A 16,466-nucleotide genomic window follows, 5' to 3' on the forward strand; every position below is an offset into this window, starting at 1 on the left:
AGTTATCCACTATTCCTGTGGATAACCATGTGCATTAGAGTTAGAAAACACGCGATAAGCGAGAGAAGACGCGGCTTACGCCCAAATTGACGCGAAACGCGGCTTTAGAAAATATCGTTTAGTTTTTAATTGCTTAGATAAAAGCAATTCCCGTCATGAAAGTGTCACCGGTTGCCACAAAACTATCATTACCTGGCTTGACAAATGTTAAAAAAGAAAAAGTTCTGGGGATAACCTGACCTGACTGGTGTTTTATGTTGTCACAGTCCAAATTTTGGTCGCTATCGCGCTAATCATTCAGGCGCTACTCTAAATATCCTGACATGCTACTGGTTTTTCATCCAGTGTTTTTTACTGGCATTCCTGGCAACAAGGAGTAAAATTACTCACCTGCCGCTTATAACGTCATCAGGTTGTCGCCCATGAGTAAACCGTTCAAATTGAATTCTGCTTTCCGTCCATCTGGCGATCAGCCTGAGGCGATCCGTCGTCTGGAAGAGGGGCTGGAGGATGGGCTGGCGCACCAGACGCTGCTGGGGGTAACCGGCTCGGGTAAAACATTTACCATTGCCAACGTGATTGCGGATCTCCAGCGCCCAACGATGGTGCTGGCGCCCAATAAAACCCTGGCGGCGCAGCTTTACGGCGAGATGAAAGAGTTCTTCCCGGAAAATGCGGTAGAGTATTTCGTCTCCTACTACGATTACTACCAGCCTGAAGCCTATGTGCCGAGCTCTGACACCTTCATTGAGAAAGATGCCTCGGTGAACGAACACATCGAGCAGATGCGACTGTCGGCCACTAAGGCGCTTCTGGAGCGTCGCGATGTGATCGTCGTTGCCTCGGTTTCCGCGATCTACGGCCTGGGCGATCCGGATCTCTATCTCAAGATGATGTTGCACCTGACGCAGGGGATGATCATCGACCAGCGCGCGATTTTGCGTCGCCTGGCGGAGCTGCAGTACACCCGCAATGACCAGGCCTTCCAGCGCGGCACCTTCCGCGTGCGCGGTGAAGTGATCGACATCTTCCCGGCAGAATCGGACGATATGGCGCTGCGCGTCGAGCTGTTTGACGAGGAGGTCGAACGCCTGTCGCTCTTCGACCCGCTGACCGGACACGTTGAGTCGGTGATCCAGCGCTTCACCATCTACCCGAAAACGCACTACGTGACGCCGCGCGAGCGTATCGTGCAGGCGATGGAAGAGATCAAAGTGGAGCTGGCCGAGCGCCGTAAGGTGCTGCTGGCGAACAATAAGCTGCTGGAAGAGCAGCGCCTGAGTCAGCGTACCCAGTTCGACCTGGAGATGATGAACGAGCTGGGCTACTGCTCCGGCATTGAAAACTACTCCCGCTTCCTCTCAGGGCGCGGGCCGGGCGAGCCGCCGCCGACGCTGTTTGATTACCTTCCGGCCGACGGTTTGCTGGTGATCGACGAATCCCACGTCACGATCCCGCAGATCGGCGGGATGTACCGTGGCGATCGGGCGCGTAAGGAGACGCTGGTGGAGTACGGTTTCCGCCTGCCGTCAGCGCTGGATAACCGTCCGATGAAGTTTGAAGAGTTTGAGGCGCTGGCGCCGCAAACCATCTACGTCTCGGCCACGCCGGGCAACTATGAGCTGGAAAAATCGGGCGATGAGGTGGTTGACCAGGTGGTACGTCCGACCGGGCTGCTGGATCCGGTTATCGAGGTGCGTCCGGTGGCCACGCAGGTGGACGACCTGCTCTCTGAGATCCGCGCCCGTTCCGCCATCAACGAGCGCGTGCTGGTGACCACGCTCACCAAGCGTATGGCGGAAGACCTGACCGAGTATCTTGAAGAGCACGGTGAAAAGGTGCGTTATCTGCACTCGGATATCGATACCGTGGAGCGCATGGAGATTATCCGCGACCTGCGTCTGGGTGAGTTTGACGTGCTGGTAGGGATTAACCTGCTGCGAGAAGGTCTCGATATGCCGGAGGTCTCGCTGGTGGCGATTCTGGATGCGGACAAAGAGGGCTTCCTGCGTTCCGAGCGTTCGCTGATTCAGACCATTGGCCGCGCCGCGCGTAACGTCAACGGTAAAGCGATTTTGTACGGTGACAAAATTACCCCGTCGATGGCGAAGGCGATTGGTGAGACGGAGCGCCGCCGCGAGAAACAGCAGCGTTACAACGAAGAACACGGCATTACCCCGCAGGGGCTGAACAAGAAGGTGGTGGATATTCTGGCGCTGGGTCAGAACATCGCCAAAACCAAAGCGAAAGGCCGCGGCAAGGCGCGTTCAGTGGTGGAAGAAGATACCGTCGTGCTGACGCCAAAAGCGCTGCAGCAGAAAATCCACGAGCTGGAAGGGCAGATGATGCAGCATGCGCAGAACCTGGAGTTCGAAGAGGCGGCGCAGATCCGCGACCAGCTTCATCAGCTGCGAGATCTGTTTATCGCGGCATCGTGAGTAAAGCGTTGTTTTCTCCCTCTCCCCGTGGGAGAGGGCTGGGGTGAGGGCATCAGGCCGCACAAAACGAATCTAACCCAGCGCCTGAATCGCCTTCTCCAGCGCCTCGCGCAGCAGATGGCGGTCGTGGCGATACTTGATGTCTGAGGCCTCCAGCGGCTCCTGCACCACCAGACGATCGCCGATACCGGATACATCCACCTTCGGCCCCACCACCACGCCGTCAATGATCTTCTTACCGACGTAATGCTCCATCAAATTGAGTTTATCCGCCAGCGACAGGCTTGCGGCTGCCGGGCTCAGTTCACGCCCGAGGTTACCAATGTAAACCATTGGCGCCGGGGTGCGGCGCAGCGCCTGCGCCAGCTCTTTCACCAGCAGGATCGGCATCAGGCTGGTGTAAAAGCTGCCCGGGCCGATCAGAATTAAATCCGCGTCGCCAATTGCTTCTACGGCTTCACGCGTCGCCGGCACGCTCGGGTAAGTCATCAGCTCTTTGGGCGGCAGCAGAAGCTGGTCAATATTCACCTCGCCGTAAACTTCATGCCCTTCGGCGTCGATAGCCATCAAGTCAACCGGTTGTTCAGACATGGGGATCAGAAATGCGTCCACTTTGAGCAGATTACGGATCAGATTGATGGCTTCGAGAGGTCTTACGCTCAGGTGATCCAGCGCCTTTAACATCAGATTTCCGAGGTTATGTCCGGAAAGTTCGCCATTACCGCCAAAACGGTACTCAAACATCGCCGACGCGACGCTCGGCTCGGTAATTAACTGGTTCAGGCAGTTGCGCATATCGCCCCAGGCAATGCCGCCTTCGGCACGTCTGATCCGCCCGGTTGAGCCGCCGTTGTCGGTGGTGGTCACTATCCCTGTCAGCCTTGAGCCGAGTGACGACAATGAAGACATGACGCGGCCCAGGCCGTGGCCTCCGCCAAGAGCGACCACTCGGTCAAGATCCGCAAAAGTGCGATTGCGCATACGTATTCCTTATCACGTTCGATCGCGTAACAGTAACCTAACTACCCCTAAAAGACGATGCCTCACCCGATGCAAAATGACGTATATCAATGTGAAAGTGCGATTTTTAGGTATTCTGTAGCGAAAATGGACGAATGATTCGCTATATACGTAATTATATAGCGAAAAGCGACAATGGCGCTGTCCGAATTTCCGCGCTACTATCGCCCTAACCACGTTTTCAACATTGAAAACATACACTCTAGCCCTTGTGCCTGTGTCGAAAGATATGGCGCTCTGGCCGTGGCGAATTTGCCACCAGGGTACAGAAAGAAATGACTGTGCCTCCCGATCTGGAAAGGTGTACATGGCTTCACAACTTACTGATGCTTTCGCGCGTAAGTTTTATTACTTACGTCTGTCGATTACCGATGTGTGCAATTTCCGTTGCACCTACTGCCTGCCCGACGGCTACAAACCGGGCAGCGTCACCAATAACGGCTTTCTCTCCGTGGATGAAGTGCGCCGCGTCACGCGCGCCTTCTCTGAGCTCGGCACCGAAAAAGTGCGCCTTACCGGCGGTGAACCCTCGCTGCGCCGCGATTTCCCCGACATCATTGCCGCCGTGCGTGAAAACGAACGTATCCGCCAGATTGCGGTGACGACCAATGGCTACCGTATGGCCCGCGACGTGGCCACCTGGCGCGATGCGGGCTTAACCGCTATTAACGTCAGCGTGGACAGTCTGGACGCCCGCCAGTTTCACGCCATTACCGGCCAGGATAAATTCCAGCAGGTCATGGACGGTATCGATGCGGCATTTGCGGCCGGCTTCGAAAAAGTCAAAGTCAACACGGTGCTGATGCGTGATGTAAACCATCACCAGCTTGATACCTTCCTGGCGTGGATCAAATCCCGCCCCATTCAGCTGCGTTTTATTGAGCTGATGGAAACCGGCGAGGGCAGCGAGCTGTTTCGCCGCCATCACATCTCCGGCATGGTGCTGCGCGACGAACTGCTCAGGCGCGGCTGGATCCACCAGATCCGCCAGCGCAGCGACGGTCCGGCGCAGGTCTTCTGCCATCCTGATTATGAAGGCGAGATCGGGCTTATCATGCCTTACGAGAAAGACTTCTGCGCCAGCTGCAACCGCCTGCGCGTCTCTTCCGTGGGCAAACTCCATCTCTGCCTGTTCGGCGACGGCGGCGTGGACCTTCGCGATCTGCTGGAAGACGATGCGCAGCAGGACGCGCTTGAAGCGCGCATTTCTGAAGCACTGACGCATAAAAAACAGACCCACTTCCTGCATCAGGGCAATACCGGCATTACTCAGAACCTGTCTTATATTGGCGGGTAACCAGTCTTAAGAAGGAATCAGAAGATGAGTCAGGTCAGCGCAGAATTTATCCCGACACGCATTGCGATCCTTACCGTTTCCGACCGCCGTGGCGAAGAGGATGATACCTCCGGCCACTGGCTGCGCGAGGCGGCCCATGACGCGGGGCATAACATTGTTGATAAAGCGATCGTGAAGGAGAACCGCTACGCCATTCGCGCGCAGGTCTCGCAGTGGATCGCCAGTGATGAGGTGCAGGTGGTGCTGATCACCGGCGGCACCGGCTTTACCGCGGGCGATCAGGCGCCTGAAGCGCTGCTCCCGCTGTTCGACCGCGAGGTGGAAGGCTTCGGCGAGGTGTTCCGCATGCTCTCCTTTGAAGAGATTGGCACCTCCACGCTGCAGTCGCGCGCCGTTGCCGGGATGGCGAACAAAACCCTGATTTTCGCCATGCCGGGCTCGACAAAAGCCTGCCGCACCGCGTGGGAAAACATTATCGCCCCGCAGCTGGACGCCCGTACCCGTCCGTGTAATTTCCATCCCCATTTAAAGAAATAAGCTATGTCACAACTGACCCACATTAACGCCGCTGGCGAAGCGCATATGGTGGACGTCTCCGCCAAAGCGGAAACGGTGCGCGAGGCGCGCGCCGAAGCGTTCGTCACCATGCTGCCGGAAACGCTGGCGATGATTATCGACGGCAGCCATCACAAGGGTGATGTCTTTGCGACCGCGCGCATCGCGGGTATTCAGGCCGCCAAGCGCACCTGGGATCTCATCCCGCTGTGCCATCCGCTGATGCTGAGCAAGGTGGAGGTGAACCTGCAGGCCCAGCCGGAGCAGAGTCGCGTGCGCATTGAGTCACTCTGCCGCTTAACCGGCAAAACCGGCGTGGAGATGGAGGCGCTGACGGCGGCCTCCGTTGCCGCGCTGACCATCTACGACATGTGCAAAGCGGTGCAGAAAGATATGGTGATTGGCCCGGTTCGCCTGCTGGCAAAAAGCGGCGGCAAATCCGGTGATTTTAAGGTGGACAGCCATGATTAAGGTGCTCTTTTTTGCGCAGGTGCGCGAGCTGGTGAATACCGACAGCCTGACGCTGGATGCCTCTTTTGAAAACGTTGCGGCCCTGCGCGCGCATCTGGCGGCACAGAGCGACCGCTGGGCGCTGGCGCTGGACGAAGGCAAGCTGCTGGCCGCCGTTAACCAGACGCTGGTGGAGCTTACCCATCCGCTGAAGGCCGGGGATGAAGTGGCCTTCTTCCCGCCGGTGACAGGGGGCTAAGATGGCTGAAACCCGAATTCTGGTAAGCCCCGAGCGTTTTAACGTGGGGACCGAATACAGCTGGCTGGCGGAACGCGATGAAGACGGCGCGGTCGTGACCTTTACTGGCAAGGTGCGCAACCACAACCTCGGCGACAGCGTGAAGGCGCTGACGCTGGAGCACTATCCCGGCATGACGGAAAAATCGCTGGCGGAGATTGTGGACGAGGCGCGAGGCCGCTGGCCGCTCGGGCGCGTCACGGTGATTCACCGCATCGGTGAGATGTGGCCTGGCGAGGAGATTGTCTTTGTCGGGGTGACCAGCGCCCACCGCGGCAGCGCGTTTGCCGCAGGGGAGTTCATTATGGATTACCTCAAAACCAAAGCGCCGTTCTGGAAGCGCGAAGCCACGCCGGAAGGCGATCGCTGGGTAGAATCTCGCGACAGCGATAAGCAGGCCGCCAGCCGTTGGTAGTCGGTTTACGTGGATGTGTTACTCTTAACTAGTGTGTCTACTTAATCTTAATCAGGAGTGAATCATGGACCGATTTCCGCGTTCCGATTCAATAGTACAGCAGACCCGTAGCGGCCTGCAGACGTATATGGCTCAGGTGTACGGCTGGATGACGGTTGGCCTGCTGCTTACCGCGTTTATCGCGTGGTATGCGGCGAACACGCCGGAGCTGATGATGTTTATCTTCTCCAGCAAGATCACTTTCTTTGGGCTGATTATCGCGCAGCTGGCGCTGGTGTTTGTGCTTTCGGGTCTGGTGCACAAGCTGAGTGCCGGCATGGCAACGACCCTGTTTATGCTCTATTCGGCGCTAACGGGGCTGACGCTTTCCAGCATCTTTATCGTTTATACCTACTCATCCATCGCCAGCACCTTCGTGGTCACCGGCGGGATGTTTGGTGCGATGAGCCTGTACGGTTACACCACGAAGCGCGATCTGAGCGGTTTCGGCAGCATGCTGTTTATGGGGCTGATTGGGATTGTGCTGGCGTCGCTGGTGAACCTGTGGCTGAAGAGCGAAGCGCTGATGTGGGCCGTGACCTATATCGGAGTGGTGCTCTTCGTCGGGTTGACGGCGTATGACACGCAGAAGCTGAAAAACATCGGCGAGCAGATCGACGTGCGCGACAGTTCAAACCTGCGCAAATATTCGATTCTGGGCGCGCTGACGCTCTATTTGGACTTCATCAACCTGTTCCTGATGCTGTTGCGGATTTTAGGCAACCGTCGCTAAGATTGCTTTGCCGGGTGGCGGCTTCGCCTTACCCGGCCTACGAATCGCGAACCGTAGGTCGGGTAAGGCGAAGCCGCCACCCGACTTATTCACTTCGCTAGCATCCTCTCATTCTTCGCCCGCAGCTTCTTCGCCCGACTTTCCAGCACCAGATAGCAGACCGTTGCCAGCGCCAGCGGCAAGAAGTAATACAGCATCCTGTACGCCAGCAGGGCGGCGATAATCGTTCCCTGAGAAACATGCTCCCCGGCCAGCAGGGCAAGAAACACCGCCTCCAGCACGCCGATCCCCGCCGGAATATGCACAATCACCCCGGCAATACTGCTCACCAGTAGCACGCCCAGCACGAAGAAGTAGTTTACGTCCTCGCCGATCAGCAGCCAGATGATGGCTCCCATCGCCATCCAGTTGGCGCTGGAAACCGCCATCTGCAGCACCGCAAACTTCCACGAGGGCAGAACCAGCTTTTGCCCTTTAATGGTCATATGACGGCGTCTGGCAAAGGCGCAGGCCCACAGATAAACGGCGATAATCAGCAGCAGTACGATGCCCAGAATGCGCAGCGTAGCCTCATCGATATACCAGTGCGCGGGCAGCTGCACCACGCCGATGGTGAAGATCACCCCGCCGAGCAGAATATAGCCCAGCCAGTTGGTGGTAATGCTCAGGGAAAAAATGCGCGTGATGGTCCCGCCCGGCAGGCCGAGCCGCGAGTAGAGGCGATAGCGCATGCCAATCCCCCCGACCCAGGTGCTCAGCGTCAGGTTAAAGGCGTAGCAGATAAACGACACCAGCATTACCTGACGTTTGGCCAGCTTGTGGCCGCAGTAGGCCCGACCCAGCAGATCATAGCAGCCGTACATCAGGTAGCTCACGATAACCAGCCCCGTCGCGCCCAGCAGCACCATCCGGTTATAGTTGCGGATAACCTTCCACACCTCTTCCCAGTCCACTTTCTGCGCGTAGACCACCAGCAGCACCGCGACGGCAATAAAGAATACCCAGGTGAGGATCTTTTTTGCCAGACGCCAGCGTGGATGCGATTTCGACATCAGGGTTTGCCTCCGTCTTCCGCTTCTATGCGGTCCTGGGTTTCCATTTCGGGTTGTACCGGCGGGTCCACCTGCGCCAGCTTCGGCGTATGCGCTGGCAGCCAGCCGACCATCGCCGGGAAATGCCGCAGAAAGTGGAACACCACCACGCTGATGCCCAGGTTCCACCAGGTGCGTTTGGGAACCATGGACTCATCCACGCGCACGCAGTCGTTAACGATCAACGCCTGCAGGTTATCCCGCAGAGTCTGATTAAACTGGCGGTCGTGAATGATCAGGTTGGCTTCAAGATTCAGCGACAGGCTCAGCGGATCGAGGTTGCTGGAGCCCACGGTGGCCCAGTGATCGTCCATCAGCGCGACTTTGCCGTGCAGCGGCCGACGGCGGTATTCGTAGATCTGGACGCCGCCCTTCACCAGGTAGTTATACAGCAGCCGCGCCCCTACTTTGACGATCGGCATATCCGGCTCGCCCTGCACGATCAGCTTCACGCGCACGCCGCGACGGGCAGCATTGCGCATGGCATGCAGCAGGCGATAGCCCGGGAAAAAGTAGGCGTTAGCAATAATCACTTCGCGCTTGGCGTTGGCGAGCATCTTAAGGTAGTGGCGTTCAATGTCGTCCCGGTGCTCGCCGTTGTCGCGCCAGACGAAAAGCGCCTGCGCTTCACCGGGCTTCCGGTTCTCTTCCGGGCGATGGCGGCGTCGCCACCAGCGGCGAACGGCCTCTTTCCCCGGCAGGTTCTCCAGCTCAAACAGCAAGATGTCCTGCACCACCGGGCCTTCAATGCGAATGGCGTAATCCTGCTTCGCTTCCGGGCCGTAGTCGGACATATGCTCAGCGGAGTAGTTAATGCCGCCGACAAACGCCACCGTCTCATCCACCACCACAATTTTGCGGTGCATCCGGCGGAAAAGGTTGGTACGCATGCCGAACAGGCGAGGGCCGGGATCGTAGTAGCGGAACACCACCCCCGCGGCGGTCAGTTCATTGACGAACGCATCGCTAAGGTCCGGCGAGCCGTAGCCATCCAGCAGCACTTCAATTTTGACGCCGCGCTGGGCGGCGCGCAGGAGCACGCTGTGCAGCTGCTTGCCGACGTTGTCTTCGAACCAGATGAAAGTTTCGAGGATCACCTTCTGCTGGGCGTGATCAATCGCCTTAAACACGGCCGGGTAATACTCGTCCCCGTTGACCAGCAACGTGATCCGGTTGCCTTCCTGCCAGGAACATTTCATAGGTGGATCTCCGCGCTGAGCGGGGCATGGTCGGAAAGATGCCGCCAGTTAAGGAGCGCCAGGGCGGTCGGGCTGCTGGCATGGGCATTTTTTACGTAGATGCGGTCAAGCCGCAGCAGCGGGAAACGGACTGGAAACGTGCGCGCAGGCCTGCCGTTCGCCCGGGTGAAAATTTCCTCCAGTCCTGCCTCCACCTTCAGGGGGTGGTTTGCCCGCTGGCGCCAGTCGTTGAAATCGCCTGCCACGACAACAGGTTCACCGTCAGGCAGCGCGTTGGCCCATTCGGCCAGCATTTTCAGCTGCGCCTGACGATGGGCTTCGCGCAGGCCCAGGTGAACGCAGCCGACGTGGATGGGCAGCTCAAGGTCGGGCGGGGTAATGCGGCAGTACAGCAGGCCGCGTTTTTCGCTCTCCCCGACGGAAACGTCGCGGTTCTCGTAATGTTCAATGGGGTAGCGGGACAGCACCGCGTTGCCGTGATGCCCTTCCGGATAGACCGCGTTGCGGCCGTAGGCATAATCACTCCACATGGTGTCAGCCAGAAATTCATAGTGCGGCGTGTCGGGCCAGTTCTCAAAGTGAAGCGGATGCACTTCGTGTGCGCCCATCACTTCCTGCAGGCAGACAATATCCGCGCTGACGGTGCGCACCGCGTCGCGCAGCTCCGGTAAAATGAAGCGGCGGTTAAATGCTGTGAAGCCTTTATGAATGTTTATCGTCAGCACTTTAAGCGAGAAATGCTGCATTTTTTTCGTCATAAGCTCCTTCCTGAGTGACTATCCCAATGAAAATAAAGTGTAGTCGGCGTCACAAAAAGATGCGGCGTTACGGAATTTTCCGTAAAGTGCGGTAGTCTGATTAAGCAGAGAAAAATCCTTCAGGAGAGAAGCCATGAAGTGGCAACAACGTGTTCGTGTCGCAACTGGCCTGAGTTGCTGGCAGATAATGTTGCATTTACTGGTCGTGGCCGTACTGGTGATGGGCTGGATGAGCGGCACGCTGGTGCGTGTTGGCCTGGGGCTATGCGTCCTTTACGGCGTCACCGTGCTGTCGATGCTGTTCTTACAGCGCCACCATGACGCGCGCTGGCGTGAGGTGGGTGATGTGCTCGAAGAGCTCACCACCACCTGGTACTTTGGTGCAGCGATGATTGTCTTGTGGCTGCTGTCACGCGTCCTACAGAACAACCTGCTGCTGGCCCTGGCGGGTCTGGCTATCCTCGCAGGGCCTGCGGTGGTCTCGTTGCTGACCAAAGAGAAAAAGCTACGCGATGTTGCGTCTAAACATCGCGTACGCCACTGAGCCCGTCGTGGCCGCGATGACCAGTAGCGGCCACAAACTTCCCCAGACAATATCCAGACTCGCATCCTTCAGATAGATCTGCTTGGTGATATCCGTAAAGTGTCGTATCGGGTTTATCCACGTCAGATCCTGGAGCCACACCGGCATATTCTCGACGGGTGAGACGTACCCCGAGAGCAGGATCGCGGGCATCATAAAGACGAATACCCCGATAAACGCCTGCTGCTGCGTCGAGCAGAGTGCGGAAATCAGCAGCCCAAACCCCACCAGCGACAGCCCGTAAATCACCATCGTGAAGTAAAACAGCGCCAGCGATCCGGCGAACGGGATCTGGTAGGCCCAAATTCCCACCCCCAGCACGATGGTGGCCTGGAAGGTCGCGACAATCAGCGCCGGCACCGCTTTGCCGACGAAAATTTGCCAGGTGGCGAGCGGGGAGACCAGCAGCTGATCCAGCGTGCCCTGTTCGCGCTCGCGGGCGACGGAGAGGGAAGTGACGATCATCACCCCGATGGTGGTGATCATGGCGATCAGCGACGGCACCACAAACCACTTGTAGTCCAGATTCGGGTTATACCAGTTGCGCACCACCAGTTCGCTGTTGTTGGGCTTCGGTTTGCCGTCCATCAGCTCCTGCTGGTAATCCTTCACGACCTGCTGCAGATAGTTGGCCGCGATCTGGGCGCTGTTGGAGTTGCGTCCGTCGAGGATCAACTGCAGCGGCGCGGTCTGGAAGGTATCCAGATTGCGGGAGAAATCAGCCGGGAACCGCACCAGCAGCAGCGCTTTTTGCGTGTCGATGGTAGGCTGGATCTCCTGCGGGCTTTTCAGCAGCAGGATGTGGGTAAAGGCTTTCGCGCGGGCAAAACGCTGCGTCAGCTCAACGGCGTGTTTGCCGTTGTCTTCGTTGTAAATGGCGATGGTGGCATTGGTCACCTCCAGCGTGGCGGCAAACGGGAACAGTAAAACCTGGATCAGCACCGGCAACACCAGAATGGCGCGGGTTTGCGGCTCGCGCAGCAGGGATTGCAGCTCTTTGCGTATTAACGTCCATAAACGGTGAAACATGCGCGCTCCTTAATCTAACCGCCGTTTGGTTTTCATCCACGTTAACCCGATAAACATCGCCGCAGACGCCAGTAAAAACAGCGTGTTGACGATCAGCACCACCGGAATATTCCCTGCCAGGAACAGGCTCTGCAGCGTGCTCACAAAGTAGCGCGCCGGAATCACGTAGGTCACGGCGCGGATCACGGCAGGCATGCTGTCTATCTGGAAGATAAAGCCGGACAGCATAATCGACGGCAAAAAGGCGGCGTTGAGGGCCACCTGGGCCGCGTTAAACTGGTTGCGGGTGATGGTGGAGATGAGCAGCCCCATCCCTAGCGTGCTGAGTAAAAACAGGCTGGTGATAAAGAACAGCACCACCAGCGAGCCGCGATACGGCACGCCGAGGATAAAGACGGACACCAGCATGCAGAGCAGCATCGCCAGCATGCCGAGGAAGTAGTAGGGAATAAGCTTGCACAGCAGCAGCTCGACGCGCGTCACTTCAGTTGAAAGCAGCGCTTCCATGGTGCCGCGCTCCCACTCGCGGGCGATCACCAGCGAGGTCAGAATCGCGCCAATGACCGTCATGATAATCGTCACCGCGCCCGGAATAATAAAGTGCTGGCTGATGGCGGCGGGGTTAAACCAGTAGCGCGTCTGCACGTCGATGAGCGGTTTAAATTCTTCACCCCGATCTTCCGCCCGCTGCATCTGCCAGAGCTGCCAGATCCCCTCCGCGTAGCCCTGCACGAAGTTCGCGGTGTTTGGCTCGCTGCCGTCGGTGATCACCTGGATCGGCGCATCGGTATTCGCCCGCGCCATATTGGCGGCAAAATCCACCGGAATGACGATCAGACCGCGAATTTTCCCGGCCTGCATCTTCTGGATCAGTTCCTGACGATTGTCGCTGATGGTGGCGTCAATGTAGGGCGAGCCGGTCATGGCGTGGGTGAAGTCCAGCGCCTCCTCGCTCTGCTGCTCCAGCAAAATCCCGACCCGCAGCTTGCTGGAGTCCAGGTTAATGCCGTAGCCAAAGATAAACAGCAGCAGCAGGGGGATCACCACCGCAATCAGCCAACTGCTGGGGTCACGCACGATCTGCCGCGTCTCTTTTATGCACAACGCGCGCACCCGGCGCCAGGAAATGGCGTTACTGCGCATGGGCATTCTCCTTATCCCAGTCGTGGATGAGGGTGATAAACGCCTGCTCCATGGTCGGGTCCGGGACCTCATCGTCGGCGGCCTGGTTTTTCAGGTCGTCCGGTGTACCGTGGGCAATCAGCTTGCCGCGATACACCAGCCCGATGCGGTCGCAGTACTCCGCCTCGTCCATGAAGTGGGTGGTCACCATCACGGTCACCCCTTTTTCCACCATGCTGTTGATATGCAGCCAGAACTCGCGGCGGGTGAGGGGATCAACGCCGGAGGTCGGCTCATCCAGAAACAGAATATCCGGCTCGTGCATCAGCGAGCAGGCCAGCGCCAGCCGCTGCTTAAAGCCGAGCGGCAGTTCGTCGGTGGCGTGAGAAGCAATCGTCGTTAACCCGAAGGCGTCGCTCATGCGGCGGATCTTCTCGTTCTGCGCCCGTCCGCGCAGGCCATACACGCCAGAGAAAAAGCGCAGATTCTGCTCGACCGTCAGGTTGCCATACAGCGAGAACTTCTGCGCCATATAGCCCAGATGCTGGCGCGCCTTGCCGGAGCTGACCTTCAGATCCATATCCAGCACCAGCGCTTTGCCGGACGTCGGCACCAGCAGGCCGCACATCATCTTAAAGGTGGTCGATTTTCCCGCGCCGTTCGGTCCAAGCAGGCCAAAAATCTCGCCGCGTTTTACCGCGAAATTGACGTTATCGGTGGCGGCGAAATCCCCGAACTTTTTGGTGAGGGATTTGGCTTCGATCACCGTTTCGCCCGGCGTGCCGTCCACCGTGTGCAGAATTGCGCCAAGTGGAGACTCAGATGTCCCCGCGCCGCCCAGCAGGTCGATAAACGCATCTTCGAAGCGCGGCGCCGTCTCTTCCATGTCGATCTCAGGCATGCCGGGCGCATGGCGAATATCGTCGACGGTGGCCTCTTTTTTGAGGATCACCCGCACCGAGCGGCCCTGAATCATCCCGTCGCTGACCTGTGGCAGCCTGAGCACCCGCTGCAGCAGCGAACGGTTGGACGCCTGCGGGCTGTGCAGCAGGAAGCTGCGCCCGGCCATGCTCTGCGTCAGCGTCGTCGGCTCGCCCTGATAAAGCAGTTCGCCTTCGTTCATCAGCAGCACGTCCCGGCACTGTTCCGCTTCATCGAGGTAGGAGGTGCTCCAGAGGATCAGCATCCCGTCGCCCGCCAGCTCGTGCACCATCTGCCACAGCTCGCGGCGCGATATCGGGTCGACGCCCACGCCGGGCTCGTCCAGCAGCAGCACTTTTGGCTCGCCCACCAGCGTGCAGGCCAGACCCAGCTTCTGCTTCATCCCACCGGAAAGCTTGCCCGCCAGCCGGTCGGTGAACGGGCCGAGGGAGGTAAATTCCAGCAGGCGGGCGAAGGTCTTCTGTCGGGCTTCGCCGGTAACGCTGCGCAAGTCGGCGTACAGGTTCAGGTTTTCCATCACCGTCAGGTCTTCATACAGGCCAAACTTCTGCGGCATATAGCCGAGCATGGCGTGGAGCGCGCCGTCGTCTTTAATCGGATCCAGGCCAAGCACGCTGGCCGAGCCTTCATCCGGCTTCAGCAGCCCCGCCAGCATGCGCATCAGCGTGGTCTTTCCCGCACCGTCCGGGCCGACCAGGCCGGTGACATAGCCTTTCTGGATGGTGCAGTTCAGCGGCGCGACCGCCAGTTTGTCCATCCCTGCGAAGCGTTTGACCAGATTGTTGAGCTGGATAACCGCATCATTCATGTCGTTCCCCGCTGTTCACTTTTACGGTGACGGGCATACCCTGGCGCAGAGCGTCATCCGCATCAGTCACGATGATGCGCAGGCGATACACCAGGTCGGTACGCAGGTCCGGCGTTTCTACTGTTTTCGGTGTGAATTCGGCGGTAGGGGAGACAAAGCCCACCTTGCCGTGATACGGCTTGTCCGGGCGACCGTCGGTATAGAGCAGCAGCTCGCGGCCCGGCTGCATCTGGCCGAGGTTGGGCTCATCAATGTAGGCGCGTACCCAGACCGGGCGGGTCAGGGAGAGGGTTAACACGGTGCTGCCCGCGCTGAGCATGCTGCCCGGCTCCATGGCGCGGGTCATCAGCGTGCCGTCAGACGGTGCGATGAGCGTGGTGTCGTGCAGATCCAGCTCCGCCTGGGCCAGTTGCGCCTGCGCCTGTTCAAGGCTGGCTTTCGCCTGGGCGATATCCTGCGGGCGGTTACCGGTGTGGTACTGGCTTAATTTATCCTGCGCGGATTTCAGCGTTGCCTGCGCCTGGTCGCGGGAGGAGCGCGCATTTTCCAGGTCATTCGCGGAAATGGTTCGGCTTTTCCACAGCCCCTGCTGGCGAGCGTAGAAGTTCTGCGCGTAGTCATAGGCCGCCTGCGCCTGTTTGACGGCCGCTGCGGCCTGAGCGATCTCTTCGTCGCGATAGCCGGCCAGCATCAGGTCATACTGCGCCTGCGCAACGGAGACGCCCGCTTTGGCCTGCAGCAGCGCATTTTCATAGGGCGCTTTGTCCAGCATCCCCAGCGTCTGCCCGGTTTTAATGGCATCGCCTTCGTCAACGCTCAGCGCGGCGAGACGGCCGCCGACGCGGAAGCTCATGTTTACCGTGCGAATATCCACGTTACCGTACAGCGTCAGGCCTTTATCCTGATGGCTCTGGTACCACAGCCATCCACCGACGCCCGCGGCAAGTAAAACAACAACCACCAGAATGATGGCGACAGGTTTTTTCATGACTTCAGGCTCCTTTGCGTTAAGCCTTGCAGGATCAGATCGAGATGACAGGCGATCACCTCACCGATCTGCGCGGCTTTATCCTCATCAAATTGTGTCCAGCCGGTGCGTAACAGGATGGTTTCCCGGCCCAGACGGAAGGCAAGGATTTCACCCAGCAGGGCGTGGGTATGCAAAATTGTCGCGGTATCGTTGGCATCCCGCCCGGTATAGGCGGCGATCAGCCGGGTCAGGTGGGTATGCATCGGGGCAATGACCCGATCGTGTACCCGCTGATAGGCGGCAGTGGGGGAGAGCTGCTCGCGGGAGATAAACTTGCTCAGGTTGAGCGTATCGTCGTGGGTCAGCACGCGGATCATGTTGTGGCAGGCAGTGAGGATCAGCTGGCGGATGGCCTCGCGATCGGGTGACGGCTGGCTGAGCAGCGCGGTGGCCTCCTCGACGTGAGGGTGAAACTGCGTGCCGATAAAATCGGCAATCCACTCGGCGCAGGCGAGATATAAATCCTCTTTTGAGCCAAAATAGTAGGTAATCGCCGCAATGTTTTGCCCGGCCAGCGCGGCGATATCGCGCGTGGTCGCATGCAGCCCGTACTCACCAAACTGCGCCAGCGCGGCGGCAATAAGCTGGTTTTTGGCCTGTTCACCTTTGGTTGTTGTGGGTGTTGTATTCATGGCGGCATTAAAAATTAATCAATCGAT

Annotated in this window: 17 protein-coding genes and 1 riboswitch; of the genes, 8 read left to right on the plus strand and 9 right to left on the minus strand. The window is 58.4% G+C overall.

Annotated features, from left to right (window positions below):
- The first annotated feature begins 422 nt into the window (after nucleotides 1–422).
- Nucleotides 423–2,438 (plus strand): excinuclease ABC subunit UvrB, encoded by a 2,016-nt coding sequence (gene uvrB / locus ABFV38_RS06595; protein ID WP_045909484.1) that lies wholly within the window; start codon nucleotides 423–425, stop codon nucleotides 2,436–2,438.
- A gap of 72 nt (nucleotides 2,439–2,510) precedes the next feature.
- On the opposite strand, the gene yvcK is transcribed toward uvrB, so the two are convergent.
- Nucleotides 2,511–3,419: a uridine diphosphate-N-acetylglucosamine-binding protein YvcK gene (gene yvcK, locus ABFV38_RS06600; RefSeq protein WP_048026997.1), complete on the minus strand. Its 909-nt coding sequence runs from the start codon at nucleotides 3,417–3,419 to the stop codon at nucleotides 2,511–2,513.
- 225 nt (nucleotides 3,420–3,644) lie between these two features.
- Nucleotides 3,645–3,778: riboswitch (molybdenum cofactor riboswitch) on the plus strand.
- Here yvcK and moaA point away from each other — a divergent pair.
- The 6 genes from moaA to ABFV38_RS06630 all read left to right on the plus strand — a co-directional run bounded on the left by moaA (nucleotide 3,766) and on the right by ABFV38_RS06630 (nucleotide 7,245).
- On the plus strand, nucleotides 3,766–4,755 hold the full coding sequence (gene moaA / locus ABFV38_RS06605) for a GTP 3',8-cyclase MoaA (protein ID WP_048222132.1): 990 nt from the start codon (nucleotides 3,766–3,768) through the stop codon (nucleotides 4,753–4,755). (Overlaps the previous riboswitch by 13 nt.)
- Nucleotides 4,756–4,779: 24 nt before the next feature.
- Complete coding sequence (gene moaB / locus ABFV38_RS06610; RefSeq protein WP_348958878.1) at nucleotides 4,780–5,292, plus strand: molybdenum cofactor biosynthesis protein B; 513 nt, start codon at nucleotides 4,780–4,782, stop codon at nucleotides 5,290–5,292.
- 3 nt (nucleotides 5,293–5,295) lie between these two features.
- Entirely contained in the window at nucleotides 5,296–5,781 is a 486-nt protein-coding gene (gene moaC, locus ABFV38_RS06615) for a cyclic pyranopterin monophosphate synthase MoaC (protein WP_023292962.1), read from the plus strand.
- Entirely contained in the window at nucleotides 5,774–6,019 is a 246-nt protein-coding gene (moaD, locus tag ABFV38_RS06620) for a molybdopterin synthase sulfur carrier subunit (protein WP_008501143.1), read from the plus strand. The genes moaC and moaD overlap by 8 nt, the downstream gene beginning before the upstream one ends.
- A gap of 1 nt (nucleotide 6,020) precedes the next feature.
- Nucleotides 6,021–6,473, plus strand: coding sequence for a molybdopterin synthase catalytic subunit MoaE (gene moaE, locus ABFV38_RS06625; RefSeq protein WP_229225526.1), 453 nt, complete (start codon nucleotides 6,021–6,023; stop codon nucleotides 6,471–6,473).
- Between the two features lie 64 nt (nucleotides 6,474–6,537).
- Nucleotides 6,538–7,245 (plus strand): Bax inhibitor-1/YccA family protein, encoded by a 708-nt coding sequence (locus tag ABFV38_RS06630; RefSeq protein ID WP_069719576.1) that lies wholly within the window; start codon nucleotides 6,538–6,540, stop codon nucleotides 7,243–7,245.
- 89 nt (nucleotides 7,246–7,334) lie between these two features.
- Here ABFV38_RS06630 and ABFV38_RS06635 read toward each other — a convergent pair whose 3' ends face one another.
- From ABFV38_RS06635 to ABFV38_RS06645, 3 genes are read right to left on the minus strand one after another with little or no spacing between them, the layout of a single operon-like run.
- Nucleotides 7,335–8,297, minus strand: coding sequence for a YbhN family protein (locus tag ABFV38_RS06635; protein WP_348958879.1), 963 nt, complete (start codon nucleotides 8,295–8,297; stop codon nucleotides 7,335–7,337).
- Nucleotides 8,297–9,535: a cardiolipin synthase ClsB gene (gene clsB / locus ABFV38_RS06640; protein WP_045909491.1), complete on the minus strand. Its 1,239-nt coding sequence runs from the start codon at nucleotides 9,533–9,535 to the stop codon at nucleotides 8,297–8,299. Before clsB ends, ABFV38_RS06635 begins: the two co-directional genes overlap by 1 nt.
- A complete protein-coding gene (locus tag ABFV38_RS06645) occupies nucleotides 9,532–10,293 on the minus strand; it encodes an endonuclease/exonuclease/phosphatase family protein (protein ID WP_048222143.1) in 762 nt (253 codons plus the stop codon). The genes clsB and ABFV38_RS06645 overlap by 4 nt, the downstream gene beginning before the upstream one ends.
- 133 nt (nucleotides 10,294–10,426) lie before the next feature.
- Between ABFV38_RS06645 and ABFV38_RS06650 the strand changes: the two genes are divergently transcribed.
- Nucleotides 10,427–10,837: a YbhQ family protein gene (locus tag ABFV38_RS06650; RefSeq protein WP_047173454.1), complete on the plus strand. Its 411-nt coding sequence runs from the start codon at nucleotides 10,427–10,429 to the stop codon at nucleotides 10,835–10,837.
- On the opposite strand, the gene ABFV38_RS06655 is transcribed toward ABFV38_RS06650, so the two are convergent.
- Genes ABFV38_RS06655 through cecR form a run of 5 tightly spaced genes read right to left on the minus strand, consistent with a single transcriptional unit; the run spans nucleotide 10,799 to nucleotide 16,439 of the window.
- Nucleotides 10,799–11,905, minus strand: a complete 1,107-nt coding sequence (locus tag ABFV38_RS06655) for an ABC transporter permease (RefSeq protein WP_045909494.1) — start codon at nucleotides 11,903–11,905, stop codon at nucleotides 10,799–10,801. The genes ABFV38_RS06650 and ABFV38_RS06655 overlap by 39 nt on opposite strands.
- 9 nt (nucleotides 11,906–11,914) lie before the next feature.
- A complete protein-coding gene (locus ABFV38_RS06660; protein WP_045909495.1) occupies nucleotides 11,915–13,048 on the minus strand; it encodes an ABC transporter permease in 1,134 nt (377 codons plus the stop codon).
- Nucleotides 13,038–14,777, minus strand: coding sequence for an ATP-binding cassette domain-containing protein (locus tag ABFV38_RS06665; RefSeq protein WP_348958882.1), 1,740 nt, complete (start codon nucleotides 14,775–14,777; stop codon nucleotides 13,038–13,040). Before ABFV38_RS06665 ends, ABFV38_RS06660 begins: the two co-directional genes overlap by 11 nt.
- Nucleotides 14,770–15,765: a secretion protein HlyD gene (gene hlyD / locus ABFV38_RS06670; protein WP_348958883.1), complete on the minus strand. Its 996-nt coding sequence runs from the start codon at nucleotides 15,763–15,765 to the stop codon at nucleotides 14,770–14,772. The genes ABFV38_RS06665 and hlyD overlap by 8 nt, the downstream gene beginning before the upstream one ends.
- A complete protein-coding gene (gene cecR / locus ABFV38_RS06675) occupies nucleotides 15,762–16,439 on the minus strand; it encodes a transcriptional regulator CecR (protein ID WP_348958885.1) in 678 nt (225 codons plus the stop codon). Before cecR ends, hlyD begins: the two co-directional genes overlap by 4 nt.
- Nucleotides 16,440–16,466: the final 27 nt, after the last annotated feature.

Origin of the sequence: Enterobacter cloacae complex sp. Mu1197 (assembly GCF_040059225.1) — a bacterium.
Classification (GTDB): Bacteria; Pseudomonadota; Gammaproteobacteria; order Enterobacterales; family Enterobacteriaceae; genus Enterobacter; species Enterobacter quasiroggenkampii.